Here is a 3448-nt window from a genome sequence, read left to right on the forward strand (position 1 = left end):
ACTAAATATAGAATATTTCCAGCTTTTTTGCCGTTTTAGGATGAAGATTTAAACAAATTATTCAATCTGGGAACATGATGATGTAGTAACAAAAAATGCCGCTCAATGAGCGGCATCAATAACAACAAGTAATTAGCGAGTTGAATAATAGATTAGAGTAAACCTAACTTTTTCAATTCGCGTGTCGCCATTTCGCTAGAAAGAGGAACGTAACCATCTTTCTCAACGATCTTTTGACCTTCTTTAGACAATACCATCTTCAAGAATTCAGCTTCGATAGGTGCTAATTCTTTATTAGGGTGCTTGTTTACATATAGGTATAGGAAGCGAGACAGTGGGTATTTACCCTGTGCCACATTTTCTAATGTTGCATCAACGTAGTTTGTGCCTTTTTTCGCTAGTGGTACGGTACGTACGCCTGACGTTTTATAACCGATACCAGAGTAACCAATCGCATTCACTGAAGACGAGATAGACTGTACCACAGACGCAGAACCTGGCTGCTCGTTAACATTATTGCGGAAGTCACCTTTACACAGTGCTTTTTTCTTGAAGTAACCATAAGTACCAGATACAGAGTTACGACCATAAAGCTGGATATCTTTTGCAGCCCAATCCCCCGTCAGGCCAATGTCACTCCAGCGATTTGCTTGTGCTGATGCTCCACACTTGCGCGTTGAAGAGAAGATTGAATCAACCTGTTCAATTGTTAAGCCTTCGATTGGGTTATCTTTGTGTACAAATACTGCTAGGGCATCAATTGCGACACGAACTTCTGTCGGCTTATAACCGTAGCGCTTTTCAAAAGCCTCGATTTCTTTTGACTTCATCTTACGGCTCATTGGACCGAAGTTTGCCGTTGCTTCCGTTAGAGCTGGTGGCGCAGTTGAGGAACCAGCAGCCTGGATCTGGATGTTTACGTTAGGGTATATTCTTTTGTATTCTTCAGCCCAAAACGTCATCATATTGGCAAGCGTATCAGAACCTACAGAAGAGAAGTTTCCTGAGATACCGCTAGTTTTATTGTACTCTGGTAACTTTTCGTCTAAAGCAGATACTTGAGTAGAAACTAATGTAGTAATAGCCACACCCATTGCGGCAACTAAGCTTTTAAATTTCATTGGGGTCACTCCAGTTGTTGGTCCCAGTTATTTTACGCAGCTCATTGTGCAGCGATAAAATGACAATAAAATTACTCTTAAATTACACTTTTATGACTTTCATCATTTGTCATAAAAATTCGCTTTTGTTTTGGGAAAGCAAACCAAAAATGAGAACCTTCACCCACTTTACTTTCAATATGTAAAGCCGAGTCATGGCGAGACAATACGTGTTTAGTAATTGCCAAACCAAGGCCTGACCCGCCCGTTTTCCGACTACGCGCTTTATCCACACGGTAGAAACGTTCCGTTAGACGGTTTATATGTTCAGGCGCAATACCATCACCATTATCGACGACACTAAACGTCGGCAAGTCATTTTCTAAATACCAACGTACATGAATGTGCCCACCAGGCTTGGTATAATGGACAGCATTGAAAATTAAGTTCGAGAATGCGCTACGCAACTCATCCCCAGCTCCCTTGATATCCAAAGTCGCATCAATATCAAAAACGAGCTCATGACCTTTTTCCTGATTAAGTGACTTGGCTTCAGTATGAATAAGCTCAAGCATGGCAGGAATATTCACGGCTTTATCATTGTCTTGTTTTCTCGCCCCTTCAATTCGAGATAAAGAAAGAAGTTGATTTACCAGACTATCCATCCGTTTACACTGATCTATCATAGTGCCATGTGCCTTAGCCCACATCGCGGGAGGTGGCATATTATCGCTATCCATCATCTCTAGATAACCAGCCATAACGGTTAGCGGCGTCCTTAACTCATGAGATACGTTTGCGACAAAGTCTTTGCGCATCTGCTCCAATTGCTTTAGTCGACTAACATCACGCGCCACTAGCATAAGTTGTTCGGCATAAGGCATTACACGTATTTCGAGCACTTGCTCATGACCAAGCCCAGTCTCTAGCTCTAACGCTTCATCAAAACGATGTTCATGCATGTATTTTACAAATTTGGGATCTCGGATAAGGTTATCCAGCCTCTGCCCATGATCTGTAGGCCATTGCAAACCCAGCACTTTCAACGCTAGCTGATTACACCACACGATACTGAGATCTTGTTGCAGTACAACTACCGCATCTGGGATGGCTTCAGCCCCCTCTCGAAAGCGTCGGATCAGCTCAGCGAGTTCATTGCGCTTTTTACGATTACGTTGCTGAAGCTGATAGATCCCTTCAAATACTTGTTCCCAAGCGCCCTTACCTTCAGGTGGGTTAAAACTTCGCTGATTGAGTAACCAATCACTCAAGCGATAGAGTTGTTTGTAATGCCAAACTAATAAGACGAAAGCACCGATGAACATAAACAGAAAAGGTGCACTGACTAAATAGCCAATTAAGGCTAATGGTAAGAAATACAAAAACAGGCGTCTCGTTAACGCCTGTTTATCAATCACTCGATACATAGACTAAATCCACTTGGGAGCCAAATAATTTAGCTCCTCTTGGAATACTAATTACAGTTTACTCGAAAAGCGGTAACCTGCACCACGCACGGTTTGCACTAAGCGATCATGACCGAGCGGTGCGATAGCTTTTCGTAGGCGACGGATATGAACGTCTACTGTGCGGTCTTCAACGTACACGTTAGTACCCCATACGTGATCTAATAACTGTTCACGGCTATAAACTCGTTCAGGGTGTGTCATGAAGAAATGTAATAAACGAAACTCTGTCGGCCCCATATCCAATTCGGTGCCCGCAGATGTAACTCGGTGAGAGATTGGATCCAGACGTAATCCGTGCACCTCTATCGCTTCTTCCAGCGACGTAGGTGAAACTCGACGCATAACCGCTTTGATCCGAGCCATGAGCTCTTTAGGAGAGAAAGGTTTTGTCACATAATCGTCCGCACCAACCTCTAATCCTTTAACTTTGTCTTCTTCTTCACCTCTTGCCGTTAGCATGATGATTGGGATCTGACGGGTGTATTCACTTTGCTTAAACTTTTTAGCAATTTGAATACCACTACCTCCTGGCAGCATCCAATCTAGCAGCACCATATCGGGATAAGGTTCTACCATAGCAGCTACTGCTGAGTCATAGTCTTCAGCTTCAATTGCTTGAAAACCATTTTGCTCTAGTACGAACACCAACATTTCTCTGATAGGTGCTTCATCATCAACTACAAGTACTTTACGTGACATTCCCAATGTTCTCTCGTTACCGACGTTGTTGATGTCATTATTATGACTAACTGTGACATTTTTATGAAAGTGTAACGTGTAAACGCAAAACAAGCCAAAAAAAATCTCTTTTTTGGCTACACAGGGAATACCTTACTTATTTATAATCAACTGATTTTAAATATATTTTATGCTAAAACG

3 protein-coding genes are annotated in these 3448 nt (G+C 42.2%); all 3 read right to left on the reverse strand.

Features of this window, described 5'->3' with window-relative positions:
- Nucleotides 1-152 precede the first annotated feature (152 nt).
- A complete protein-coding gene (locus L1D50_RS22255; protein WP_128725335.1) occupies nt 153-1121 on the reverse strand; it encodes a phosphate ABC transporter substrate-binding protein in 969 nt (322 codons plus the stop codon).
- A gap of 77 nt (nt 1122-1198) precedes the next feature.
- Entirely contained in the window at nt 1199-2527 is a 1329-nt protein-coding gene (phoR, locus tag L1D50_RS22260) for a phosphate regulon sensor histidine kinase PhoR (protein WP_128725336.1), read from the reverse strand.
- A gap of 51 nt (nt 2528-2578) precedes the next feature.
- Nucleotides 2579-3268: a phosphate regulon transcriptional regulator PhoB gene (gene phoB, locus L1D50_RS22265; RefSeq protein ID WP_010378755.1), complete on the reverse strand. Its 690-nt coding sequence runs from the start codon at nt 3266-3268 to the stop codon at nt 2579-2581.
- Nucleotides 3269-3448: the final 180 nt, after the last annotated feature.

Source organism: Pseudoalteromonas sp. Isolate6 (genome assembly GCF_022398435.1).
In the GTDB taxonomy this organism is placed as follows: domain Bacteria; phylum Pseudomonadota; class Gammaproteobacteria; order Enterobacterales; family Alteromonadaceae; genus Pseudoalteromonas; species Pseudoalteromonas galatheae.